The following is a 23,524-nucleotide window of genomic DNA, read 5'->3' as shown; positions in this document are numbered from 1 at the left end:
ATTCCTCCCACGGGCGGTAGTCACGCGGTCGGAGGGGGACGGGTGCGGGGGCATGAGCGTGGAGACCACAACGAACTGAGCGGTACGGTGCACGGCGCCGCTGTGCAGGCCGGGGCGGTGTACGGCGGCATCCACATCGGCGCCGGGGTGGCCTCGGGAGCTGCCAGGGCACCCCAAGTGCCCTGGCAGCTCCCGCCGTCGGTGCCCATCACCGACCGCTCGGCGGAGCTGGACGCGCTGGAGCGTCACCGAACCCGCGCCGAACGGGCGGGCCACCCCACACTGACGGCGGTCAGCGGTCTGGGCGGGGTCGGCAAGACCGCTGTCGCGCTGGCCTGGCTGCACTCGCTGCGCCCGCACTTTCCCGGTGGTCAGTTGTACGCGGACCTGGGCGGTCAGGCCTCGAACGGGCCGACGACGCCCGGCGAGGTGATGAACGGCTTCCTGCGGGTGCTGGGGGTGCCGGCCGCACAGGTGCCCGCGACACTCGCCGAACAGACAGCGCTGTACCGCTCGTTGACCGCGGACCGGCGGATCGTCGTGCTGCTCGACGATGTCACCACCGCGGCCCAGGTCCGGCCGCTGCTGCCGGGAGGCCGGAGCGTGACCGCGGTGACAAGCCGATGGCGGATTCCGGGCCTGACCGTCGACGGCTGCTACGCGGTACATCTGGAGCCCCTCGGCACCGAGGCCGCGGTCGAGTTGCTGGCGGCGACCCTCGGTGACGACCGGGTGGCCACACAGCCGGACGAGGCACGCGCCCTGGTGGAGCTCTGCGCCGGCCTGCCGCTGGCGGTCCGCGTCGCCGGGGCCCGGCTCGCGGCCCGCCCCCGACGCCGTATCACCACGATGGTGCGCGCGCTCACCGAGGAACACGACCGGCTGGAGGCGTTGGCCATCGACGGCGATCACAACGTACGGGCGGCGCTGGATCTCTCGTACCACGGGCTGCCGCCGGGGGCCGCCCGGCTCTACCGGCTGCTGGGGCTGCACCCGGGCCGGGAGTTCGACGGCGTGGCGGCCTCGGCCGCGCTGGCCGGGGACGCGACGGAGCCGCTCGACACCCTGCATGACGCGAATCTGCTCATCGACATCGGGGAGGAGCGCTACCGCTTCCACGATCTCGTACGGCTGCACGCCGCCGCGAGGGCGGCACAGGACGACTCCGCCGAGGACCGCGCGGCGACGCTGCGCCGCATCGCCGACCACTACCTCGCGACAGCCACCCGCGCCGAGGAGATCATCGATCCTCAACACCGCACGCTCTCCCGCGACTACGGCAAGGGACCACTGTTCACGACGGATCTCGGCGATGACGCCGAGGACGCGCTGAACTGGCTGGAGCGTGAGCTGCCCAATCTGATGGCCGTCATCCGCCGGGCCCGCTCCGCGGGCTTTCCGACGGTCGGCTGGCAGCTCGCGGACGCTCTGTGGCCCCTCTTCCTACGGCGCAAGTTCTACGAGCACTGGCGCGCCGCCCACGCGGAAGGGCTCGTCGCCGCGAGGGAGTTGGGCGACACCGTGGCCGAATGCCGCATGCTCACGTCGGGTGGGGTGGGTGAACTCGGATCGGGGAATCACGAGGCCGCCCTGGAGATGTTCGAGCAGGCGGCCGGGATCTTCCGGAGCGGCGGTGACGTTCTTGGCCATGCCCGCACGCTCAACTACCGGGGACTGGCCCACCAGAGACTCGGCCGCCTGGACCGGGCGGCCGAGTTCTTCTCGCGCGCCGCCGCGGAGTTACCCCGGTGCGGCGACGCACGGGCCGGCGGACTGGCCCGGCTCAACCTGGCCGATGTCGCCCTCACCCGAGGACTGCCCGAGGAGGCGATCGCCGACGCGGACGCCGCCCGCCGCGTCCTCGCGGACGCGGGCGACACGTACAACGCCGCCCGCGCGGCCACTCTGCTGGGCCGCGCGTTCCTCGACCGCGGTCTGTTCGACCGGGCAGCGGAGCTGCTCTCGGGCGCGCTGGCCACATTGCGCGGCGTAGCCGCCGACTTCGAGACAGCCCGCGCCGTGGAGAGCCTGGCCGTGCTCTCCGAGCGGCGCGGGGAGCCGGGCCGCGCCCGGAATCTCTACCGGGAGGCGCTGGATCTCTACTCCGCGGCGGGCCGGTCGGAATCGGCCGACGCCCAGGGCGTACGACTCCGGGTCGAACAGCTGGAGGGCGATGCCACGGCCTGAGCCCGCCGCAGCCGCACCGACGCCGATCCCAGTGCCTCGGCCGGCAGCCCGGCCACCAGGCAGGTGTGGGCCAGCGAGGCCCAGATCCCCCAGCCAGGCGCCGGGGCCCGCCGGGCTCGCAGCGTCAGTGTCGGGCCGTCGGCACCGAAACGCATCCAGCAGTCGGGGCCACGATGCACCGCCACCACCAGGGCGCCCGGATGGCACGCCGCCAACTGCGCGGCGCTCTCGGCTCCTTCGCCCTCCCCCAGCAGTACGTCGGCGAGCTGGGCCCACCGGCCCGGCGCGGGGAGATCGACACGCAGATGCTCGTCCACGACCGGGGCGCCGGAGTCCAGCCGTACCAGCGCGACCCGGACCCGGAGAACCGGCCCTCGCACCCCGGCCGAGCCGGGGACTGCCGAGCCGGGGACTGCCGAGCCGGGCGCCACCGCGCCGAACTCGACCGCCTCGGACATGGCCACGTCGTAGTCGGTCGCCTCGGACACGGCTGCCTCGGACACGACGACACTCGGCGCCGTCACAGCGCTGCGCTGCCGGGCTCGTCGTGGCGCACCGTGAGCGGCAGGCGCGCCGGCTCCACCGTCTGTCGTATCGCGGGTGCCCGCAGGCGGAGCTTCCGGTAGATCAGCGCGCGCATCTTGCGGGCGAACTGCCCCGGCTCGGAGGTGATCCGGGCCGCGACGCGTTCGTGACGCAGCGCGTCGTACGCCGTGGAGCTGCGGCTGAGCTGCGGGCGCAGGGGCCGGTCCCCGCGCAACCGGGGTGCGAAGCGACGCAGCTCCGCCAGGGGGGAGCCGGGGTCCACCTCCGCCTCGGGGAGGCCGGCCATCAGTACGGGGGCGCCGGTCATGACGCCGTAGAGCGAGACGGAGCCATGGTCACCCACGATGTAATCCGCGGCGACGAGCGCCCCGACCCAGTCGCCGTACTGACTGATCAGGGTGAGCCCCGCGCGCTCCAGCTCCGCCAGCCAGCTGCGGATCTGCCACTCGCCGTGGGCGTTCCAGACGTGCGGGTGGAGCAGCGCGGCCACGCGGTACTCGTCCCGGGGCAGTTCGTGGACCAGTCGCTCCAGCAACTCCCAGTTCCGTCCCAGCAGCGAGTCGGAGCCCCAGGTCGAACAGGCGAGGACCAACCGCTGCCGGGCCCTGGTGCGCAGAGCCTCGCGGTACAGCGCCCGCGACGGCAGGCTCGCCGTGATGCGGTCGAAGCACGGGTCGCCGACCACTTCCGCGGCCGGCAGGGCTTCGGGGCACTCGCGGCCGAGGCGGGTCAGCTCTTCGTGGTGCGCCAGGACGATCGCCTCGGGCACCACCGTGCCGTCCCTGACGAGCCGTTGCCTGCTGAGCCCGTACACACCCCGTTCCGCCACCAGCCGCCCGCGCCGACCACCTGGGGTGATCTTGTTGTGCCCGGCACCGTGCGGAAGCACGATCACGGGGGCGTGAAGTTCGTGGAGGCCGCCGTGGCTCGCGGCCAGCGCGAGGTCGAACTCCGTCTGCACCGCCTGGCTCCATGGCAGGACCAGCCCTTTGAGCTGGTCGAGAAAGGTGGCGACGCCATTGCTGAAGACATCGGGCGCCGAGGTGAAGAACACCTGCACCTGCGAGTCGCCCGCCAGCAGTCGTACGGCCTCGAGCAGCCGCTGCCCCGAGACCACCGTGTGCACGACGGCCAGGACCCTCCTACGGATACGGCGGGTGGCCCAGCGCTCGACGTCAAGGCGCACCGGCACATGACGCCACTGGGTTTCCGGCGCTGTCACACTCATCAGATCAATCCCCCGGTTCTTCTCAAGTCCAGTGATCGGTCCGCTCTGCCGCGACGATCCGGCGCGGCCACGTACCAGAGTTCCCCGGGGGGTTGGACGGTCGGCTTGCAGGAATCCTGCATTCCCCGGACAGCGGTCCTGGCGATGGGCGACCGGGGGAGGGTGTGCGCCCGCCGCGCTCCTGTGCGCCGTTCTCTGCTACTCCTGGCCCCGCGGAAAGAATGGGACGAATGCCATAGAAATATTCAGGCGCTGCCGGAGGCGGCAGGAAAGAAGCACACCTATCGGGGGCGATGGTGGAACTTCTTGCTCTGGGATCCCTTGAGTTGTGGCATGAGCAGCAGCGGCACGCGCTCGGCTCGGTGAAACAGCGCTGCGTGCTGGCCGTTCTGGTCCACGCCCGGGGCGAGCCGGTCACCGTGGACACGCTGATGGACCGTGTCTGGGACGGCGACCTTCCGCCAACAGCCGTGGGCACCATGCAGACTTACCTGTCGAGGCTGCGGCGACGGTTGCATCACGCGGTCGGTGACCTGGCCGGGATAGACCGGCCCTCCCCCCGCCTCTACCGGCTTCTCGCGGATCCGGAGGACATCGATCTGCTGCGGTTCCAGCGGTTGCGGAAGGCCGGTACAGCGGCCGCAGCAAGAGGGGAGCGGGAGGCGGCCATCAGCCTGCTGCACACCGCCGAAGGCCTCTGGCGAGGTGAGCCGCTGGCCGAGTTCACCGGGAGCTGGACCGTATCGGCGCGCGCCCGGCTGATCGAGGACCACCGCCGGGTACGGGAGGAACGGATCCGCCTTGAGCTGGAGTTGGGGCGGCACGCGGATCTCATCGGTGAGCTGCGGGAAATGGCGTCGCAGAATCCGCTCGCCCAGAAGGTGGTCGCCTCACTGATGCTGGCTCTGTACCGCTCCGGGCGGCACGACGAGGCTCTCACCCTGTACCGGACCACACATCGGCGCCTCCATGAGGAGCAGGGCATCGAGCCCCGGGCGGAACTCCAGGAACTGCATCGGCGCATTCTCGACCAGGACCGTACGCTCATGGAGACACACTCGGGCGCCGTCGCGTCGGCGGCTTCACCGGGCGCTCGCAACAACCTCCCCAGAGACACCCGGGATTTCACCGGGCGCACGGGCGAACTGCGCATTCTGCTCTCCAGCCCTGAATCGGACGACAGTGGGGCAAAAGCCCTGCCGCTCACCGTGATTCACGGCATGCCGGGCGTCGGCAAGACCGCGCTGGCCGTCCACGCCGCACATCAGTTGAGCGCTTCCTACCCGGATGGCGCGTTCTACGTGGATTTGCACGCCTACAGTGGCCACCCACCCCATGAACCGGCCGAGGCGCTCGCGGTCCTCCTCCGGGCCACGGGTTCATCCGGGGAGCTGCCGGCCTCGCTGGACGAACGTGTCGCCAGATGGCGGGAGTGGACCGCCCGCCACCGTGCGCTCGTGGTACTCGACAACGCCAAGGACGCCGCACAGGCCAGTCCCCTGCTGCCGGGTACTCCCACCTGCCGGGCGATCGTGACCAGCCGGAACCGACTGGCCGGGCTGGAAGGCGCCACGCCGCTCTTCGTGGACGTCCTGTCGGGGGCGGAGGCGGCCACGCTGTTCACCCGGGTCGCCGGCGCCGCTCGGCTGGCCCCGGACTCCGAAGCCCTGGGCCAGGTCGTGGACGCGTGTGGTTGCCATCCGCTCGCTCTTCAGATGACGGCGAGCCACTACCGCCACCGGGACTCCTGGGACCTGCGCCATCTGCTCGACCGGCTGACCCAGGCGGCGGACCCACTCGACGAGTTCGACGCGGCCGTCACCTCGGCCTTCCGGCTCACGTACGCCGAACTGAGCACTCCGGCGCAGACATTGTTCCGCCGTGTGGCGCTGCATCCGGGCCCTGACATCACCCTCCGGGCGGCAACCGCACTCGCCGGACCGGAGACGGGGACGAATTCCGGCACGAAAGCCAGGTCCGGCTCCGTACAGGTCCGCAGAAGCCTGGAAGAACTGCTGGACTGCCACCTGCTCGAAGAGCCCGTACGCGACCGCTATCGCCTCCACGACCTCGCCCGCGCTTTCGGCCTCCAGATCTGTTTCCGGACCGAGCCGGAGCCCACCCGTCAGGAGGCGGTCGACCGGCTCCTCGCCTACCACCTGACTACCGCTCACCGTGCCGACCGCCTCGCGAATCCGAACCGTCGGGCACTTCCTCTGCCCCCCGAACGGATCTCTCCGCACGCGATCGAACTCGCCGACCCGGACGAGGCGTCGGTGTGGCTCACCGTGGAACGCGCCAACATCCTGGCGGTCGCGCGTACGGCGGCTGCCGAGCGACCGGACTACGCCGCACTGTTCCCGCACGTACTGGCCAAGTCGCTCAAGACATGGGGAACATGGGACATCGCGGCCGAGCTCTACAGAGCCGCCGTGCCCGCCCTGCGCGCGAACGGCGACCGAGCGGCTCTCGCACGGACCCTGATGGAACGCGCGGACGTGCTGGCACAGAAGGGTCACGACGAGGCCCTGCGCTGTGCGACGGAGGCCCTGTCCCTCTTCCGGGATCTCGACGACCCGCACGGCTGCGCCGACGCCCTGTTCCAATCGGGCCGCGCCCACCTGGCGGCGGGCCAGCACGACACGGGCCTGCGCCTCGTGGACCAGTCGCTCGGGCTGTACCGGGTGGTTCACGACCGGCACGGCGAGGCCGAGTGTCTCAACCTCCAGGGCATGGTGCTGTCCCGGGCCGGCCAGTACAACGAGGCGATCCGCAAGGTCCGGGCCATGCACGACATCTACGAGGAGATGAACGACCTGTACGGGGTCGCTCAAGCCCTCAACAACGAGGGCGAGTTGCATGCCCTTCAGGGACGTGACGCGGACGCCCGCGACTGCTACGAGCGCTCGCTGGTGCTGATGCGGCGGCGCGGCGGCAGGCAACAACTGGCGATTCTGGAGACCAACCTGGGGGCGCTCCATCAGGCGACCGGGCAGACCGCACTGGCACTGGCCTGCTTCCAGCGGGCTCTCGACAGTCACCGGGCCGGCGGCGACACCCTCGGCGAGGCGAATGTGCTGATCAACATGGGCACGGCATACGCGGAGACCCAGCGAAGAGACAAGGCCCTGCTCCATTTCAACCTGGCGGAGAAAGTGGCCCGCGGTATCGACAATCCGTACGAACGTCAGCGCGCGCTGATCGGGGTGGCCGATGTCCAGCGCGATTCGGGACGGTTCGACATCGCGCTGAGAGTTTATGAGCAGGCGCTTGACGTGGCTCGGAGCATCGAATTCCCACTGGGTTGCGCACACGCGCTCGCGGGACTCGCGCGAACCACCCTGTTCTCGCACCGAATTGAACTGGCCCGGCAGTACGGGAGAGAGGCGATCGCTCTCTACCGGAGCCTTGAAGCGGATGCGGAGGCGGAGGGCCTGCGGCGCCTCCTGCGGGCCACGGCGTGACCGGCTTCTGAGACCAGAAGCCGGCTTTTCCGGATCACACGCCGACTCGGACGCTCACGCCGTCGCTACAACCCGGCCACCCACATCCACTGCTCAACGTTCTCCAGCACACCGGTGCCATCCGTCGTGGTGACCGCTCCGGCGGCGGTGGCGGATGCGCAGGCGGGACTACTCACTGTTCTCCTATACGTAGGCATGGTACGGCTCAGCAGCAAGAATCGTTCCTGCTGGCAGGAAACGGTAACCGATACGGATCATGAACGGCGACCTGGTTACCTCCCTGAACTCGCTGACGCCCAGAGCCAGTTGCATGGTTCCCCAGTGACGCGTGGTGCTGACGCCGCCGTCGCCCTCGCGGCCCGGCTCCCCGGCTCCTCCGGGCCCCGGCTCCCCGGGCCCCGGGCCCCGGGCCCCGGAGGAGCTCTTCCCGCATACGGGACCGTACCGCCGGCCCGGTCCCGTACCCTCACCTCACCGCCCCGCGCGATCCCCCGGTCGGGTGACCATCCACCTCACGGGTGATTCGAACGCACGATTACGGCCGGCCACGCCCACCCGGCACGACCTCCGCCTTCATCTCGAACATTTGTTCTATGATTCCCCTGGCGTCCCCCGTTACAAGCCCTTGATCAGGGGCGTTGTCCGGACGTCCGCCCCTACCGCCGTGAACCACCGGAGGAATCATGCGACCTGTCCCCGCTCCCCTTGGCGTCGCCCCCGGACATCCCGCGTTCGAGAACGCCGGTACGACCCGCCCGTCGAACCCCCGCCGGGTTGACGTCCCGCGTCGCCTCGCGGACCTGTCATCACGACCGTCACCGAGGTGGGGGGCATGAGCCTCGAGCACAGCCGGGGCTCCGCTCCCCTCCCCCTTCACGCCAAGGCCCTGCCGTCGCCGCTGCGGGCGTGGGCCGAGCGCGTCGTCGGGCCCCTCTCCTCCGTGCGGGACGCGTCGCACCCGCGTGCGAGTTCGCGCGTCTGGGGTGTCACCGACAGCCGTGGCCGGGACTTCTTCCTGAAGCAGTCACCGTCGCCCGCGTTCTACGAACGCGAGACCTTCGGGTACCAGTCCGCCGTACCGGCCCTGGGGTACGGACACGCGCCGAGGCTCGTGGACAGCGATGCGCGCCGGCTGGCGCTGCTGCTGACCGCCGTGCCCGGGACCCCCGTGTCGCGGCTGGCCCTCACCCCCGCGGAACACCGTTCCGTACACCGCCAGTTCGGCGCCCTGCTGCGGCGGCTGCACGGCGCGGAGAAGCTGCCGGCCGGGGCCCGCCGGGACGCCGAAGCGGCGATCGGGCGCACGGCCGCCGATGCCGGGAAACACCTCGCGCGCGCCGGTGACCTGCTGACCGACGGCAGGCGCGCGCTCGTCCGCCGCGCGGCCGGCCATCTGCTCAGGCTGACCGACCGGCTCACACCCGGCCATATCCACGGCGACGCCCAGGAGCGCAATGCCCTGTGGTCCGGCCGGCTCGCGGTCATCGACTTCGAACGGTCCCGGTACGCCCCCGCCGTCCAGGATTTCGTACGGCTGGCCTGCGGGCCGTGGCAGGACCGCGACGACCTGCGCACCGCGTTCTTCCAGGGGTACGGCCGGCCGCTGACCGAGGCGGAGCGCCAGGCGCTGCCGTGCCTGGCGGCGCTCGACGCCGTGAGCTGCCTGGCCTACGGACCGGCCCACGGCGAACACGACGTCACGGCGCGGGGGCTGCGCACCATGGACCGGCTGGAACGAGGGACCTTCGGATGACCCGGCCGCTCCGGCCGCGTCGTATGACCCGGTCCCTCAGGGCTTGCGGGCCACCCCCGCGTAGATGGAGACCGCCGCGTCGGTGAGGCCGTCCTGCGGCTCGCCCTCCGGACGCCACTTGTGGGACACCACGACGCCCGGCTCGACCAGTTCCAGGCCGTCGAAGAAGCGGACGACCTCGTCCCGGGGCCGCACCTGAGCGGGTATGCCACCTCGGTGGTAGACGTCTATGACCTTCGCCCACATGTCCGGGGCGAAGTCCGGAGTGCAGTGGGAGAGGACCAGGTAACTGCCGGAGGGCAGGGCGTCGAGGAGGTACGCCACGGTCTCGTACGGCTGGTCCTCGTCCGGAACGAAGTGCAGCAACGCGTTGAGGGACAGGGCAACAGGACGGTTCACATCGATCGTATGGTGCAGCCGCTCCGACCCGATGATGCCCTTCGGGTCCCGGACGTCCGCCTGGATGTACGCGGTGCGCCCCTCGGGCGTGCTGCGCATCAGGGCCTCGGCGTGGCGCAGGACGATCGGGTCGTTGTCGACGTAGACGACCCGGGAGTCCGGGGCCGCCTCCTGGGCCACCTGGTGGAGGTTGGGGCGGGTGGGGATGCCCGTACCGATGTCCAGGAACTGGCGTATGCCCGCCTCCTCGGCGAGCCAGCGGGTGGCCCGGTGCATGAACAGCCGGTTGGTCCGCGCGGTGATCTTGACGGTCGGGAACACCGACTCGACATTGGCGGCGGCCGCCTTGTCGACCTCGTAGTAGTCCTTGCCCTCGAGGTAGTAGTCGTACATACGCGCGGGGTGGGGCTTGGTGGAGTCGATGTCGTCGACCGCCGGGAGGCCGAGGTCCGTCATGCTGGTCCGTCCGTTTCTGAGGTCGCGGGGGGCGAGTGGGTGGAGGGCGGGGGTGGAGAGAGCGGAGGCGGGAGAGCCGGGCGGGTGGGGCGCCCGGCCGCTACGGCGGGAAGCCGGCTACAGCAGGAAGTCGGCGAGGCCGCCCTTCGCGCCCTCGATGAACTCGGCCATGGCGGCTGTCGTGCAGATGAGGCTCGGCCCCGACGGGTCCGTGGACTGGCGGAGCGCGATGTGCTCGCCGTCCAGCCTCTTGGTCTCGACGCAACTGCCCCCGTTGGGACCGCTCCACGGCTTCTCCCAGCCGTCGGCGCCCAGTTCGTCGGCGGGCATGCCATTGAAAATGTCCCGCATTAGAGCTCCTTGCGTATCCCCTGGAGAAAAGCTCTGGTTCCGTCAACGGGTGCCGCACGGGCGGACATGTTGTCGAGGACTTCGAGGTAGGCGGCGATGTCGGGACGCTGTTCCATATAGACCGCACCGGTCAGGTTCTCGGTGTAGACCACGTCCGGCAGTTCGGGGATGTCGAACCGGAAGAGATGGAAGGGGCCGAATGCCCCGAGATGCGGGCCGACCGAGAACGGCATGATCTGCAAGGTCACATTCGGCAGCTCAGTGGCCTCGAGTAACCGGTCGACCTGATTCCGCATGACCTCCGCGCCGCCCACCGGTCTGAGCAGAACCGCCTCCTCCATGAGAATCCACAGAATCGGCGCGTCCGGCTTGGCGAGCAGTTGCTGGCGCTTGATCCGCAGCGCGACCCGCCGTTCCAGTTCCTCGGCATTGCGGTGGGCGCCCACCTTCAGCACCGCGCGCGCGTAGTCCTCGGTCTGGAGGAGGCCGGGAATGTAGTGCGGTTCGTACGTCCTGATCAGACTGGCCTCGTCCTCAAGACTGATGTAGGCGCTGAACCAGCTGGGCAACGCGTCGCGGTAACGGTGCCACCAGCCGGGCCGGTTGGCGGCCTTGACCAGCTCGATGAATTCCTCGGCCTCGGTCTGGGCCACTCCGTACGCCTGGAGGAGAAGCCGCACATACGGGAGCTTGAGGCTGACTTCCGAATTCTCCATCCGCCGAACGGTCAGCGGGGTCACGTCCAGAACCTGGGCCGCCGCCTCACGGGTCACCCCGGCACTTTCGCGCAGCGCGGCGAGGCGCTTGCCGAGGACGATTCGCAGGACTGTGGGGGCAGTTCCCGTACGGGCCTCGCTCACGTGTGCCGCCTCCTGACGTCGACTCATCTCGCGAAGTCTGACAGGTAGTTGGTGCTCCATCCAGGGAGATGGTGAGCATTCTGAAATTATCAGAACGGTTGGTTGCGAGCTGAGCGCGTCAGCCCGCATAGTGAACGGGTGGCTCATATCACGGATCACCGTGCACACACGCAACGCCAGTCGGTCTCCGGGGAGTTAGACCCTGTCCGGCCGCTCTCTGCCGGACAGGGCCAAGAGGCGCGCGCCCATCACCCCTGGGGAGCCTGGTGCGCTTCCCTCCGCAGGCAGCCGGAGGGAAACACCTCCGGGCTCCGGTTCCGTGGGCACGGACAGGACTCACACGAGCACGACGCGCATGTGCGCGACTCTCACCCCCACGACGAGCATGCTCACGACTCACACATGCGCGACGCACACGTGCACGACTCACACATGCACGTCTCGCGCGGGCATGGGGCGCGCGCTCACGGGCACGCGCGCGAGGGCGTGTTCACGCTTCCCAGCCGTCAGGATTGCGTCGCCAGGGCGAGACACCGGGTGGGCGCCGAGCTCCGGTACCGGAGCGTGCCCGACGACCTGTGCGACGTGGCCGTCCTGCTGATCTCCGAGTTGTTCACCAATGCCGTACTGCACACGGCCAGCGCGCGGATCAGCTGCGAGGTACGGGTCACGCCCGAACACGTACGGCTCGATGTGCACGACCAGGGGGCACAGGACGAGGCACTCAGCCCCCGGCGCCCCGACTCCCGCGCGGAGAGCGGGCGGGGACTGCTCCTGGTGGACAGCCTGTCCGAGGCGTGGGGCGTGACGGCGCGAGCGGGCGGCGTCGGGCGCACCGTCTGGGCGGTGCTCCCCCGCACCTGAGCCACGCGTCAGCATGCGGGACGACGGGCTCCGACCGGCAGTACAGGGGTCTGCCGGTCGGCGGAACCCGTCACGATGCGGACGCGACGGGCGGATCCTGGTCCGCCGCACGGACCGCCCCGACGGCCGAGGGCCGTGGCCGGGGGCGGCACCGCTGCGGCGGCCAGGGGCTGCCGGTGACATCGCGAGCGGCCAACACCTTCCCATCCTCTCGCACCCGAAGACCCGATTGCCGATCACTGGCATGGAGTCGCCACTCTCTGAACTGGCACTTGTCACGGTACGCAATCATGTGCGTACATGGAGTGGCGTACGACTCCGAGGGGATGGCGGGGGTGGTCAGCCGTGGGGGATGTTCCAGGTTCTGTGCTCAACAGGTCGACGCTGTCTGCGGGGGTGGCAGGGGAGGACGTGTTGGACACGTACCATCCGCCAGGTCGGCCGATCCGAGGCGTGCGGCAAGTGACGGCCACGCTCACCGCGTTGGTCCGCTCCGCGCGCCGTGAGCTGCTCATCTTCGACGATCCGGGAAGCTGTCTGGGCCAGTGCATCCCGGAGCAGTTCCTGGAGTTCGCGGGAGCCTGTGTACGGGCCGCGGGTGAGCCGTCCTGGGAGGACGCCGGCCCGAGCGCCCTCGCCGGTACGGTCGCCGGCACCGGCGGGAGAGGCCGGGCGCGTCCGCCCACGATCGCCGTCCGCCGGATCGTGCCCCGGCACGGGCTGGCCGGGCTCACGTATCCGTTGCCCCAGCAGCTCCCCGGCCGGGCGAGACAGACGGACTCCATCCCGTTCAAGCTGATCCTGGTGGACCGCGCGGTCGCCGCCGTCCCCCTCGATCTTCAACTGCACTACCACGGGCTGCTGCTGATCCGTGATCCCGTGGTGGTCCAGGCCCTGGTCCGTACGCACCAGATGTGGTGGGAGACGGGCGAGGACCTTCCCACGGCCACCCTCCCCACACCCGGAGTCCTGCCGGGCCATCTGCGGCCGGTCCTGGAGGCCCTGCTGGCCGGGCTCACCGACGAGACGGCGGCCACCCGATTGGGCATGTCCAGCCGGACCTACAGCCGCCGGGTGGGCGACCTGCTCACGGCACTCGGCACGACGAGCCGCTTCCGGGCGGGCGCGGAAGCGGCTCGTCGGGGCTGGGTCTGATGCGTGACCGGCCCGGCTACGGTCCGGGCGTTACGACACGATGTCCTTACGGGAGAAGCCCCGGAAGGCCAGCGCGAACAGCACCACGGCATACGTCACCGAGATCGCCGCGCCCTTCGCCATGCCGCCCCACTCCAGCTGTGGCTGAAGCGCGTCCGCCCAGGCGAACTGCCAGTGCGCGGGCAGGAATTCCCGCCATGAGCCGAGCGCCGTCACGGCGTCCAGCACATTGCCGATGATCGTCAGCCCGACCGCGCCGCCCACCGCGCCCAGGGGGGCGTCGGTCTTGGTCGACAGCCAGAAAGCGAGGGCGGCGGTGACCAGTTGGGAGACAAAGATGAACGCGACGACCAGCGCGAGCCGCGGTACGGCGTCACCGGTGGCCAGGGAACCGCCGGTGGGCAGTTCGAGAGGCCCCCAGCCGTACGCCGCCGTGCCCGCGGCCAGCGCGACCAGCGGGAGCAGCAGCATCGCCGCGGCGCTCATCCCGAGAGCCACCGCCAGCTTGCTCCAGAGCAGCCGGGCCCTCGGCACCGGCGCGGCCAGGAGATAGCGCAGCGAGGACCAACTGGCCTCGGAGGCCACCGTGTCGCCGTGGAACAGCGCGACGGGCACCACCAGCAGGAATCCCGCCGAGACGAAGAGGCAGGTGGCGGCGAAGTTGGCACCGGAGGCGGTCGCGGTGTCCATCAGGGTCACCCGGCCTTCGCGGTCACCGCCCGGCGTACCGCCGATGGCGAAGGCCACGATCAGCACGAACGGAAGGACGGCCAGCATGATGCCCATGGCCAGGGTCCGCCTGCGCTTCAACTGCCGCAGCGCCTCGACCCGCAGCGGCAGCGTGCGGCGCGCGCGGTAGCCGGGGGCCGATTCGATCAGCGCGCTCATGCGGAGCCTCCTGAGATCAGGGTGAGGAACGCGTCCTCCAGGCGGCGGTGCGGTCCGACGCCCGTCAGGGGGACGTCCAGCCGGACCAGTTCGGTGATCAGGGTGCTGGTGCTCGCGCCGTCCAGCTGGACGAGCAGGCCGTCGTCCGTGCGGACGACGGAGCCGATCCCCGCCAGCGCGGAGAGCTTGTCGACCACGGGTTGGGGCACCTGTTCCGCGGTGGTGACGAGCAGGGTGTCGCCGGAGCCGGTGATCTCCGCGACGGGGCCGGCCTGGACGAGCTGTCCACGGTCCATGACCACCAGATGAGTACAGGACTGCTCCACCTCGGAGAGGAGGTGACTGGAGACGATGACCGTCCTGCCGCCGGCCGCGTACCTGATCATCACGTCTCGCATCTCGCGGATCTGGGGCGGGTCGAGACCGTTGGTCGGTTCGTCCAGGATCAGCAGGTCCGGCATGCCGAGCATGGCCTGTGCGATGGCGAGCCGTTGCCGCATGCCCTGAGAGTAGGTGCGTACGGCGCGGGCGAGCGCGTCACCGAGACCGGCGATCTCCAGGGCCTCCTCGATATGGGAGTCCTCGGCGGGGCGGCCGGTGGCCTGCCAGTACAGCTCCAGGTTGGCGCGTCCGGACAGGTGCGGCAGGAAGCCCGCTCCCTCGACGAACGAGCCGACCCGGGAGAGCACCGGAGCGCCCGGCCGGATGGCGTGCCCGAAGACCCGGATCTCACCGGCGTCCGGGCTGATCAGCCCCATCAGCATGCGCAGGGTGGTGGTCTTGCCGGCGCCGTTCGGGCCGAGAAGGCCGAGCACCTGCCCCTTCTCGACCCGGAAGGAGAGGTCGCGGACGGCATAGCGGTCGGCGGACTTGGCGTACCGCTTCGCCAGGCCGGTGATCTGGAGGGGCACGTCGGCGAGCGCGGGATCGGGCGCCGGGGCGGTGGTGCGGCGCCGGGCGGTGAGCAGCAGCGCGGCGGCGATCAGTACGCCGCCGGCCGGAAGTCCCCAGGTCCACCAGGGCAGTCCGGTGGAACCCGCGGTGAGGGCGGGCACGGTGGGTACGGTCAGCGCGCCGTCCACGGACACCTGGTAGGTGGCCGGGGTGAGGGGTGAGGCGTAGGCGAGGTCGGTGGCGGCGACGACGACCCGGAGCCGGTGGCCGGGGACGACCTGGTGGTCCACGGCGGGCAGGGTGAGTTCCACGCTCTTGCCCTTGCGCGCGTCCTCGACCCGTACGGGCGTGACGAGTTGCGAGGGCAGCACCTGGCGGCGGCCGTCGGGGCCGACGTCGTACACCTTGGCGAAGAGCACCGCGTCACCGCTGTTGGAGCTGACCGTGGCGCGGACGGTCGGTGAGCCGGTGATGCGGACCGACCGGTCGAGCGGCTCGGAGTCGAAGCGCGCGTACTGCCCGGGGAAGTCGAGGGAGAGCCCGACGCCGAGCGTCGACAGCTGGGAGAGTCCGGCGCCTCCCAGGCCCGGTACGGAGGAGATGGCGGGCGGGTTCGCGCCCGCCGGGTTCTTGAAGCTCTGCTTGCCGCCGGTGAGCGGGATGGATGTGGTGCCGCTCCCCAGGCCCGGATAGCGGTCGCTGCTCGCACCGCGCAGCAGGGCCTGGCCGTCGGTGGAGTCGACGCCTCCGGTCCGGCTGACCCGGAACGCGGGCCCGGTGTCCGCGCCCTTGTCGTCGTTCAGATAGCGGTCGAACCAGGAGGAGATCCGGCTCTCGACCCGTCCGGTCTCCCGGTCCCCGCCGTCGTGTCCGCCCGCCATCCAGTCGACGTCCACGGGTGCGCCGTTGTCGCGGATGGCCTTGGCCATGGCGTCGGCCTGGCCGAGCGGGAAGAGGGAGTCGCTCTGGCCCTGCACGATCAGCGCGGGCACATCGATCCGGCCGGCCCTGGCGGACGGGCTGCGCTCCTCCAGGAGCTTGCGGGCGGCGTCGTCCGGCTTCCCGGAGACGGCGACCCGCTCGTACATGTCGCACAACTGCTTCTCGAAGGTCTCGCAGCCGCCGCCGGTGGAGAAGAAGATCCCGGCCCACAGCTTCTTGAAGACACCGTTGGGGAAGAGCGCGTCGGCGAGGTTCCAGTAGGTGATCTGCGGGGCTATGGCGTCGACCCGCTGGTCGTATCCGGCGGCGAGCAGCGAGACGGCCCCGCCGTACGAGGAGCCGGTCATCCCCACCCGGGGGTCGCCCTTCGCGTCGAGCCGCACCTCCGGCTGCCGGGCGAGCCAGTCGATCATCCGGGAGACGTCCTTGACCTCGTGGTCGGGGTCGTTGAGCCCGATCTCACCGGTGGACTTCCCGAAACCGCGCGCCGACCAGGTCAGCACGGCGTATCCGTCACGCGCGAGCTTCTCGGCCTGCGCCCGCACATCGTTCTTGCTGCCGCCGAAGCCGTGCCCGATCAGCACGGCGGGCCTGCGCCCGCTGCCCGCGGTGAAGTACGACGTGTCGATCTTGGCGCCCGGCATCTCCAGGACCTGGTCCTCACGGTGCACGGCGGGCGCGCCGTCCGAGGCGACGGCGGTCCAGGTACCGGCTCCGACCAGCACAGCGGCGGCGGCCAGAACGGCCGGCCACCGTGCGCGCAGCCGGGACCTGCGGGGGGTTCGGGTCTCCATGATTGAACCCTAAACGGGCCCGGGACCGGGGAGCGCTGCCTGCGGTCTGAACGGCGAGACCTCCTCGGGTATTACACGGCGCCGTCGCCGTACACCAGACGCGGTACGCGCCCCTCAGGAGACCACGATCTCCGGGTTGTACATGTCCAGCCAGAGCGCCAGGTCCAGTGTGCGCTCCAGGCCCCGGCGGGAGGCCACGGTGACCTGGGGGGTCTCGCGTTCCGCCGCGCGGCGGAGTCGGTCCGGGTCGATCAGTTCGAATACCCGGTGGGAGGGGGTGGCGAGCAGGTCCTTGGCGTGGCGCTGGAGGGCCAGGGCGTACTTGGGGTCCTGGGTGGAGGGGTACGGGCTCTTCACCCGGTCGTAGACCGACTTCGGCAGCAGGTCCGCCGTCGCCTCGCGCAGCAGGCTCTTCTCCCGGCCGTCGAAGGACTTCAGGGACCACGGGGCGTTGTACACGTACTCGACGAGCCGGTGGTCGCAGAACGGCACCCGTACCTCCAGGCCGACCGCCATGCTCGCCCGGTCCTTGCGGTCCAGCAGTATGTGCACGAAGCGGGTCAGGTGCAGGTAGCAGATCTTGCGCATCCGGAACTCGAAGTCGCTCTCACCGCCGAGGCGTTCGACGCCGCTGATGGCCGTGGCGTAGCTGTCGCCCAGGAATCCGGGGACGTTCAGCGCCGTGTTCAGCTCGGGCCGCAGTACGTCGGCGTCGTCACCGACGTACTTGTCGTACTGCACCAGCCACGGGAACATCTCGGCCTGTCGCGCCTCCTCGTGGAAGAACTGGAGGTAGCCGCCGAAGACCTCGTCCGCCGATTCGCCGGAGAGCGCGACCGTCGAGTGCTCCCGGACCGCCTTGAACAGCAGATACAGGGACGCGTCCATGTCGCCGAGGCCCATGGGGAGGTCGCGGGCCCTGATCACCCTGGCCCGTACGGCCGGGTCGGCCAGGGCGTCCGAGTCGAGCACGATGTCCTGGTGGTCGGTGCCCGAGGCGCGCGCGACATCGTGCACGAAGGGCGCGTCCGGGGTTTTACGGAGTTCGTCGGCGACGAAGTGTTCCGTACGCCCGACGAAGTCGACGGAGAAACTCCGTACCGTCTCACCGGTCTCGGCCAGTTGCCGCGCGGCCAGTGCCGTCATGGCGGAGGAGTCGAGTCCGCCGGACAGGAGCGTGCAGCGCGGTACGTCGGCGACGAGCTGGCGTCGCACGATGTCGTCCAGCAGGGTGCGCACCCGCCCCACCGTGGTCGTCCGGTCGTCGGTGTGCGCGCGGGTCTTCAAGGCCCAGTAGACGTGTTGGCGCAGGCCGCCTCGGTCCACGGTCACCACCGTGCCGGGTTCGACTTCGCGCATGCCGTCCCAGATCGCGTGGCCGGGTGTTTTCACGAAGGTGAACAGTTCACGCAGCCCGTCCAGGTCGACCCGGGCGCGGGCGAGCGGGTTGGCGAGGATCGCCTTGGGCTCGGACCCGAACAGCACCCCGTCCGGGGTCGGGTAGTAGTAGAGCGGCTTGATGCCCATCCGGTCGCGGATCATCACCAGCTTCTGCTCCCGGCCGTCCCAGATGGCCAGGGCGTACATCCCGTTCAGCCGTTCCGCCATGGCCGCGCCCCACTCCAGGTAGCCGTGCAGCACGACCTCGGTGTCGGAGTCGGTGGTGAACCGGTGGCCCCGGCCGGTCAGTTCGCGGCGCAGCTCGGTGAAGTTGTAGGTCTCACCGGAGTAGACGAGCACCAACGTGCCCCGTGGTGTCTCGAGCGTCCGTGGTGTCTCCAGTGTCATCGGCTGCCGCCCGCCGGGCAGGTCGATGATCGCCAGCCGGCGGTGGCCGAGTCCGGCGGGGCCGCTGATCCAGGTGCCGGCGTCGTCGGGGCCTCGGCAGGACATCGTCTCCGTCATCGCGTCCAACGTCCGGGACGCGGCGCCCAGTTCACGGTCGAAGGAGACCCAGCCGGTGATGCCACACATGTACGTCCTCCTGCTTCCGGTCCGGGCCCGGGGCGCAGGTCATCAGCCAGGCCATGTCCATGTGCGTGTACGGACAGCGCGTCCATGGCAGGTGAGTGCGCCGGGGCCGGACCGGTTGTATCCGGCATCTATTGGGCGGGCGTGAGTCGTATGCCCGCGCCTGGTCAACGCGGCCGTGACGCGGTCGGTCACGGGACCTGGCGATATCGGCGGGAGGTGGCGATGCGTCGCGTACGTGCGAACGCCTGCGGCCCGTACGGGCGGGGAACGCCGTACGGGCCGCAGCGAGTTGGCCGATTGCGTGGGGCGGTGGTGCGCGGGTCGGTCAGTGGTTGCGCGGGAACCCCAGGTCCACGCCCGCCGGGGCGTCCGACGGGTCCGGCCAGCGGGTCGTGACCACCTTGCCGCGCGTGTAGAAGTGCACTCCGTCGTTGCCGTAGATGTGGTGATCGCCGAAGAGCGAGTCCTTCCAGCCTCCGAAGGAGTGGTAGCCGACGGGCACCGGGATCGGCACGTTCACACCGACCATGCCGGCCTCGATCTCCAGCTGGAACCGGCGGGCGGCGCCGCCGTCGCGGGTGAAGATGGCCGTGCCGTTGCCGAACGGCGAGGCGTTGATCAGGTCCACGCCCTCCTCGTACGTCTCCGTGCGCAGCACGACCAGTACCGGGCCGAAGATCTCGTCACGGTAGGCGTCCGAGTCGGTGGAGACCTTGTCGAGGAGGGACAGGCCGATCCAGTGGCCGTCCTCGCTTCCCTCGACCGTGTAGCCCGTACCGTCCAGGACGACGTCCGCCCCCTGGGCCGCCGCGCCCGTGACGTACGAGGCGACCTTGTCGCGGTGGGCCCTGGTGATGAGCGGGCCCATCTCGGAGGCCGGGTCGTTGCCGGGGCCGATCTTGATCTTCTCGGCGCGCTCGCGGATCTTGGCGACCAGTTCGTCGCCGATCCCGCCGACCGCCACGACCGCCGAGATCGCCATGCAGCGCTCGCCCGCGGAGCCGTACGCCGCCGAGACGGCCGCGTCCGCCGCCGCGTCCAGGTCCGCGTCCGGCAGCACCAGCATGTGGTTCTTGGCGCCGCCGAGCGCCTGCACCCGCTTGCCGTTGGCCGAGGCGGTCGTGTGGATGTAGCGGGCGATCGGGGTGGAGCCGACGAAGGAGACCGCGGCCACATCGGGGTGCGCCAGCAGGGAGTCCACCGCGACCTTGTCGCCGTGCACGACATTCAGCACACCGTCGGGCAGCCCCGCCTCATGCGCCAGCTCCGCCAGCAGGTTGGCGGCCGACGGGTCCTTCTCGCTCGGCTTCAGTACGAAGGTGTTCCCGCAGGCGATCGCCAGCGGGAACATCCACATCGGCACCATCGCCGGGAAGTTGAAGGGCGTGATGCCCGCGACGACACCGAGTGGCTGGCGGATCGAGGACACGTCCACCCGGCTGGCGACCTGGGTGGACAGCTCGCCCTTGAGCTGGGTGGTGATCCCACACGCCAGCTCGACGATCTCCAGACCGCGCGCGACCTCGCCGAGCGCGTCCGAATGCACCTTGCCGTGCTCGGCGGTGATCAGCGCGGCGATGTCGTCACGGCGTGCGTCGAGCAGCGCGCGGTAGCGGAACAGGATGCCGGTGCGCCGGGCCAGGGACGAGGTTCCCCAGTCGGCGTACGCGGCCTTCGCGGCGGCTACCGCTCCGGCGACCTCGTCGGCCGAGGCCAGCGCGACCTGGGTGGTCACGGCACCGGTCGCCGGGTCGGTGACCGGGCCCCAGTTGCCCGACGTGCCCTCGACGGCCTTGCCACCGATCCAGTGGTTGACGGTCTTCATTGCGTACTCCTTCACAGATGGCGTCGTCGGGAGGCTGCGTGGCGGTCGTACTCCGCACGGGCCCTGACGGCGGATGTACGGGTCGCGGTCTCGGCCACGGGAACATCCCACCACGCCTGGGCCGGGGGGACGCCCGACACGGTGTCTGCCGTTTCGGTCTCCACATAGACACATGTGGGGGCATCGGCCGCGCGCGCCTCGGTCAGGGCTTCGCGCAGGTCACGGACGGTCTTGGCGCGGATGACCCGCATTCCGAGGGAGGCCGCGTTGGCGGCGAGGTCGACGGGCAGCGGGGCGCCGGTGAAGGTCGCGTCGTCGGCCCGGAAGCGGTAGGCGGTGCCGAAGCGTTCGGAGCCGACCGTCTCGGAGAGGCCGCCGATGGAGGCGTAGCCGTGGTTCTGGAGGAGCACGATCTTCAGCGGCAGCCGCTCCTGGACGGCGGTGACGATCTCGGTGGGGTTCATCAGATACGTACCGTCCCCGACGAACGCCCAGACCGGCCTGCCGGGGTCCGCGAGCAGCACGCCGATGGCGGCGGGGATCTCGTAGCCCATGCAGGAGTAGCCGTACTCGACGTGGTACTGGTCCCGGGAGCGGGCGCGCCAGAGTTTGTGGAGATCGCCGGGGAGCGATCCGGCGGCGTTGATGAGGATGTCCTCGTCGGTGGCGAGGGCGTCGAGCACGCCCAGGACCTGCGCCTGGGTGGGGCGTACGAGTTCCTCGTCGGCGGCGAACGCGGCCTGGACGCGGTGCTCCCAGCGCTCCTTGTCCTCGCCGAACTCGCTGGTGTACGCGGGGTCGACGCGGTGGCCGGACAGCCCCGCGGTGAGCTGTTCGAGCGCCGTACGGGCGTCGGCGACCAGAGGATGCGCGGCGAGCTTGTGGGCGTCGAAGCCGGTGACATTGAGGTTGAGGAAGCGCACGGCGGGGTTCGAGAAGAGCGTGGCGGACGCGGTGGAGAAGTCCGACCAGCGGGTCCCGACGCCGATGACCAGGTCCGCGGTCCTGGCCAGTTCGTCGGCGGTGGCGGTGCCGGTGTGGCCGATCGCGCCGACGTCGCAGGGATGGTCGTGGCGCAGCGAGCCCTTGCCGGCCTGGGTGGAGGCGACCGGGATGCCGGTCCCGTCGGCGAACGCGGCCAGCGTGTCCTCGGCGGCGCTGTAGTGGACGCCGCCGCCCGCGACGAGCAGGGGGCGGCGGGCCTCCCTGACCAGCCGTACGGCCTCGGAGAGTTCCTCCGGGTCGGGTGCCTGGCGGCGGACCCGCCAGACGCGCTCGGCGAAGAACTCCTCCGGCCAGTCGTACGCCTCCGCCTGTACGTCCTGGGGCAGCGCGAGCGTGACGGCCCCGGTCTCGGCGGGGTCGGTGAGCACCCGCATCGCGGCGAGGGCGGCCGGGATGAGCGCTTCGGGGCGGGTGATCCGGTCGAAGTACTTCGAGACGGGCCGCAGGGCGTCGTTGACGGATACGTCGCCCGCGGTGGGCACTTCGAGCTGCTGGAGCACGGGGTCGGCGGGACGGGTGGCGAACGTGTCGCCGGGGAGCAGCAGCACGGGCAGGCGGTTGATGGTGGCGAGGGCCGCGCCCGTGACGAGGTTGGTGGCGCCGGGGCCGATGGAGGTGGTCACGGCATGGGCGGAGAGGCGGTTGCTCTGGCGGGCGTAGCCGACGGCGGCGTGCACCATGGCCTGTTCATTGCGTCCCTGCAAGTACCGCATGTCCGCGGTGGCTTCGACAAGGGCCTGGCCGATACCCGCCACATTGCCGTGTCCGAAGATGCCCCAGGTGGCGTTGATCAGCCGCTGTCGGCGGCCGTCCCGCTCGGTGTACTGCCGGGCCAGGAAGCCGATCAGCGCCTGGGCGACGGTGAGGCGGCGCGTCCCGCCCGGGGTGTCGTTCGACGTCGACCGCGGGGCCGGCGTCTCATGCGGCGGGGTCATCGGGGTCCCTCCTCGGCTCCGTCGGGGGCCTTCTCGTCTCCGTTTGGTCCCTTCTCCGGGCCGCGAGCGTCCTTCTCCGGTCCGTACAGCGGCAGCCGCGGGTCCACGGCGAGCCCCGGCCAAGTGTCCCGGATCCAGCCGTGGTCGGGATGGTCGCGGATCAGCCACTCGCGCGACTCCCCCGGGCCCGCCATGACATTGAGGTAGTACATGTCGCGGCCGGGCGAGGCGATGGACGGGCCGTGCCAGCCGTCGGGGACCAGGACGGTGTCGCCCGTACGGACCTCGGCCAGGACGTCCGTACCACCGGAGCGGGAGGGCGAGACCCGGTGGTAGCCGAGGCCGTCGCCGTCGATCTCGAAGTAGTAGATCTCCTCCAGTTCGGACTCGACGCCCGGGTGGTACTCGTCGTGCTTGTGCGGGGGGTACGAGGACCAGTTGCCGCCCGGGGTGAGCACTTCGACGGCGATGAGCCGGTCGCACTCGAAGACACCGGCCCCGGCGAAGCTGTTGACCTGGCGGGAGCAGGTGCCCGCGCCGCGCAGCTCGACCGGGACCTCCGACGCGGGGCCGTAGCGAGCGGGGAGTCGTCGCTCGCACTTCGCTCCTGCCAGGGCGAAGCGGCCTCCCGCGCCGGAGGCGATCTGTGCATGGGCGTCCCGGGGTACGTACGCGAAGTCCGTGGCTCCGCCGAACACGCTCTCCCTGCCCAGCAGTTCGAAGGACTCACCTTCTGCACGCACCGTACAACCGCCCGTGAGCGGGAGCACGACCCATTCGCTGTCCCCGGTGGCGAGGGTGTGCGTGCCGCCGGGCGGAAGCTCCAGGACGCGCAGCGCGCTGTGGGACCAGCCGGCCCGCTCGGGGCCGATGTCGAGGGCGTACGGGCCCGCGGCGGTGCTGCCCGCGGGGACATGGCGTTCGGGCGATTCCTGCGGCTTCTGCACGGCCTGCGACTCCTGGTCCGCCGGTTCGGTCGGGTTGGCTGTCATGAGGTCTCCGTA

At 70.7% G+C, this 23,524-nt stretch carries 16 protein-coding genes; 5 read left to right on the top strand and 11 right to left on the bottom strand.

Going from position 1 to position 23,524, the window contains the following annotated elements; all coding sequences use genetic code 11:
• Positions 1 to 42: 42 nt before the first annotated feature.
• Positions 43 to 2,187: a tetratricopeptide repeat protein gene (locus tag ACIOJD_RS08105; RefSeq protein ID WP_401909680.1), complete on the top strand. Its 2,145-nt coding sequence runs from the start codon at positions 43 to 45 to the stop codon at positions 2,185 to 2,187.
• Here the strand turns inward: ACIOJD_RS08105 and ACIOJD_RS08100 are convergent.
• Both ACIOJD_RS08100 and ACIOJD_RS08095 read right to left on the bottom strand, forming a co-directional pair.
• Positions 2,100 to 2,690: a transcriptional regulator gene (locus tag ACIOJD_RS08100; protein ID WP_401909678.1), complete on the bottom strand. Its 591-nt coding sequence runs from the start codon at positions 2,688 to 2,690 to the stop codon at positions 2,100 to 2,102. The two genes, ACIOJD_RS08105 and ACIOJD_RS08100, sit on opposite strands and share 88 nt — an antisense overlap.
• Before the next feature lie 17 nt (positions 2,691 to 2,707).
• Positions 2,708 to 3,961 (bottom strand): hypothetical protein, encoded by a 1,254-nt coding sequence (locus ACIOJD_RS08095; protein ID WP_401909676.1) that lies wholly within the window; start codon positions 3,959 to 3,961, stop codon positions 2,708 to 2,710.
• Between the two features lie 293 nt (positions 3,962 to 4,254).
• Here ACIOJD_RS08095 and ACIOJD_RS08090 point away from each other — a divergent pair, with 293 nt between their 5' ends.
• Positions 4,255 to 7,425 carry an AfsR/SARP family transcriptional regulator gene (locus ACIOJD_RS08090; RefSeq protein ID WP_401909674.1) on the top strand — a complete coding sequence of 1,057 codons (3,171 nt, stop codon included), beginning with the start codon at positions 4,255 to 4,257 and terminating at the stop codon, positions 7,423 to 7,425.
• A gap of 832 nt (positions 7,426 to 8,257) precedes the next feature.
• Positions 8,258 to 9,178, top strand: a complete 921-nt coding sequence (locus ACIOJD_RS08085; protein ID WP_401909673.1) for a phosphotransferase enzyme family protein — start codon at positions 8,258 to 8,260, stop codon at positions 9,176 to 9,178.
• Between the two features lie 36 nt (positions 9,179 to 9,214).
• Here the strand turns inward: ACIOJD_RS08085 and ACIOJD_RS08080 are convergent, their stop codons facing one another.
• The 3 genes from ACIOJD_RS08080 to ACIOJD_RS08070 all read right to left on the bottom strand — a co-directional run bounded on the left by ACIOJD_RS08080 (position 9,215) and on the right by ACIOJD_RS08070 (position 11,244).
• Positions 9,215 to 10,033, bottom strand: a complete 819-nt coding sequence (locus ACIOJD_RS08080; protein ID WP_401909671.1) for an SAM-dependent methyltransferase — start codon at positions 10,031 to 10,033, stop codon at positions 9,215 to 9,217.
• 117 nt (positions 10,034 to 10,150) lie between these two features.
• Positions 10,151 to 10,384 (bottom strand): DUF397 domain-containing protein, encoded by a 234-nt coding sequence (locus ACIOJD_RS08075; RefSeq protein WP_401909669.1) that lies wholly within the window; start codon positions 10,382 to 10,384, stop codon positions 10,151 to 10,153.
• A complete protein-coding gene (locus ACIOJD_RS08070; RefSeq protein WP_401911624.1) occupies positions 10,384 to 11,244 on the bottom strand; it encodes a helix-turn-helix domain-containing protein in 861 nt (286 codons plus the stop codon). The genes ACIOJD_RS08075 and ACIOJD_RS08070 overlap by 1 nt, the downstream gene beginning before the upstream one ends.
• A 402-nt stretch (positions 11,245 to 11,646) precedes the next feature.
• On the opposite strand from ACIOJD_RS08070, the gene ACIOJD_RS08065 reads away from it, so the two are divergent.
• Both ACIOJD_RS08065 and ACIOJD_RS08060 read left to right on the top strand, forming a co-directional pair.
• On the top strand, positions 11,647 to 12,108 hold the full coding sequence (locus ACIOJD_RS08065; RefSeq protein WP_401909667.1) for an ATP-binding protein: 462 nt from the start codon (positions 11,647 to 11,649) through the stop codon (positions 12,106 to 12,108).
• A gap of 462 nt (positions 12,109 to 12,570) precedes the next feature.
• Positions 12,571 to 13,263, top strand: coding sequence for a DNA-binding response regulator (locus tag ACIOJD_RS08060; RefSeq protein WP_401909664.1), 693 nt, complete (start codon positions 12,571 to 12,573; stop codon positions 13,261 to 13,263).
• A gap of 30 nt (positions 13,264 to 13,293) precedes the next feature.
• Here ACIOJD_RS08060 and ACIOJD_RS08055 read toward each other — a convergent pair whose 3' ends face one another.
• The 6 genes from ACIOJD_RS08055 to iolB form a co-directional block, all read right to left on the bottom strand.
• Positions 13,294 to 14,151, bottom strand: coding sequence for an ABC transporter permease (locus ACIOJD_RS08055; RefSeq protein ID WP_401909661.1), 858 nt, complete (start codon positions 14,149 to 14,151; stop codon positions 13,294 to 13,296).
• Positions 14,148 to 16,781, bottom strand: a complete 2,634-nt coding sequence (locus ACIOJD_RS08050) for an alpha/beta fold hydrolase (protein WP_401909658.1) — start codon at positions 16,779 to 16,781, stop codon at positions 14,148 to 14,150. The genes ACIOJD_RS08055 and ACIOJD_RS08050 overlap by 4 nt, the downstream gene beginning before the upstream one ends.
• 114 nt (positions 16,782 to 16,895) lie before the next feature.
• A complete protein-coding gene (asnB, locus tag ACIOJD_RS08045; RefSeq protein WP_401909655.1) occupies positions 16,896 to 18,755 on the bottom strand; it encodes an asparagine synthase (glutamine-hydrolyzing) in 1,860 nt (619 codons plus the stop codon).
• A 325-nt stretch (positions 18,756 to 19,080) separates the two neighbouring features.
• The gene (locus ACIOJD_RS08040; protein ID WP_401909652.1) at positions 19,081 to 20,580 is read right to left on the bottom strand and encodes a CoA-acylating methylmalonate-semialdehyde dehydrogenase; all 1,500 of its coding nucleotides are present in this window, start codon (positions 20,578 to 20,580) and stop codon (positions 19,081 to 19,083) included.
• Positions 20,581 to 20,591: 11 nt separating this feature from the next.
• The gene (gene iolD / locus ACIOJD_RS08035) at positions 20,592 to 22,520 is read right to left on the bottom strand and encodes a 3D-(3,5/4)-trihydroxycyclohexane-1,2-dione acylhydrolase (decyclizing) (protein ID WP_401909650.1); all 1,929 of its coding nucleotides are present in this window, start codon (positions 22,518 to 22,520) and stop codon (positions 20,592 to 20,594) included.
• The gene (iolB, locus tag ACIOJD_RS08030) at positions 22,517 to 23,512 is read right to left on the bottom strand and encodes a 5-deoxy-glucuronate isomerase (protein ID WP_401909647.1); all 996 of its coding nucleotides are present in this window, start codon (positions 23,510 to 23,512) and stop codon (positions 22,517 to 22,519) included. The genes iolD and iolB overlap by 4 nt, the downstream gene beginning before the upstream one ends.
• Between the last annotated feature and the right edge of the window lie 12 nt (positions 23,513 to 23,524).

The organism is Streptomyces sp. NPDC088116, assembly GCF_044741745.1.
Lineage (GTDB): Bacteria > Actinomycetota > Actinomycetes > Streptomycetales > Streptomycetaceae > Streptomyces.
Note: the sequence above shows the minus strand (reverse complement) of the source record. Positions and strands in the feature narration are given on the sequence as shown.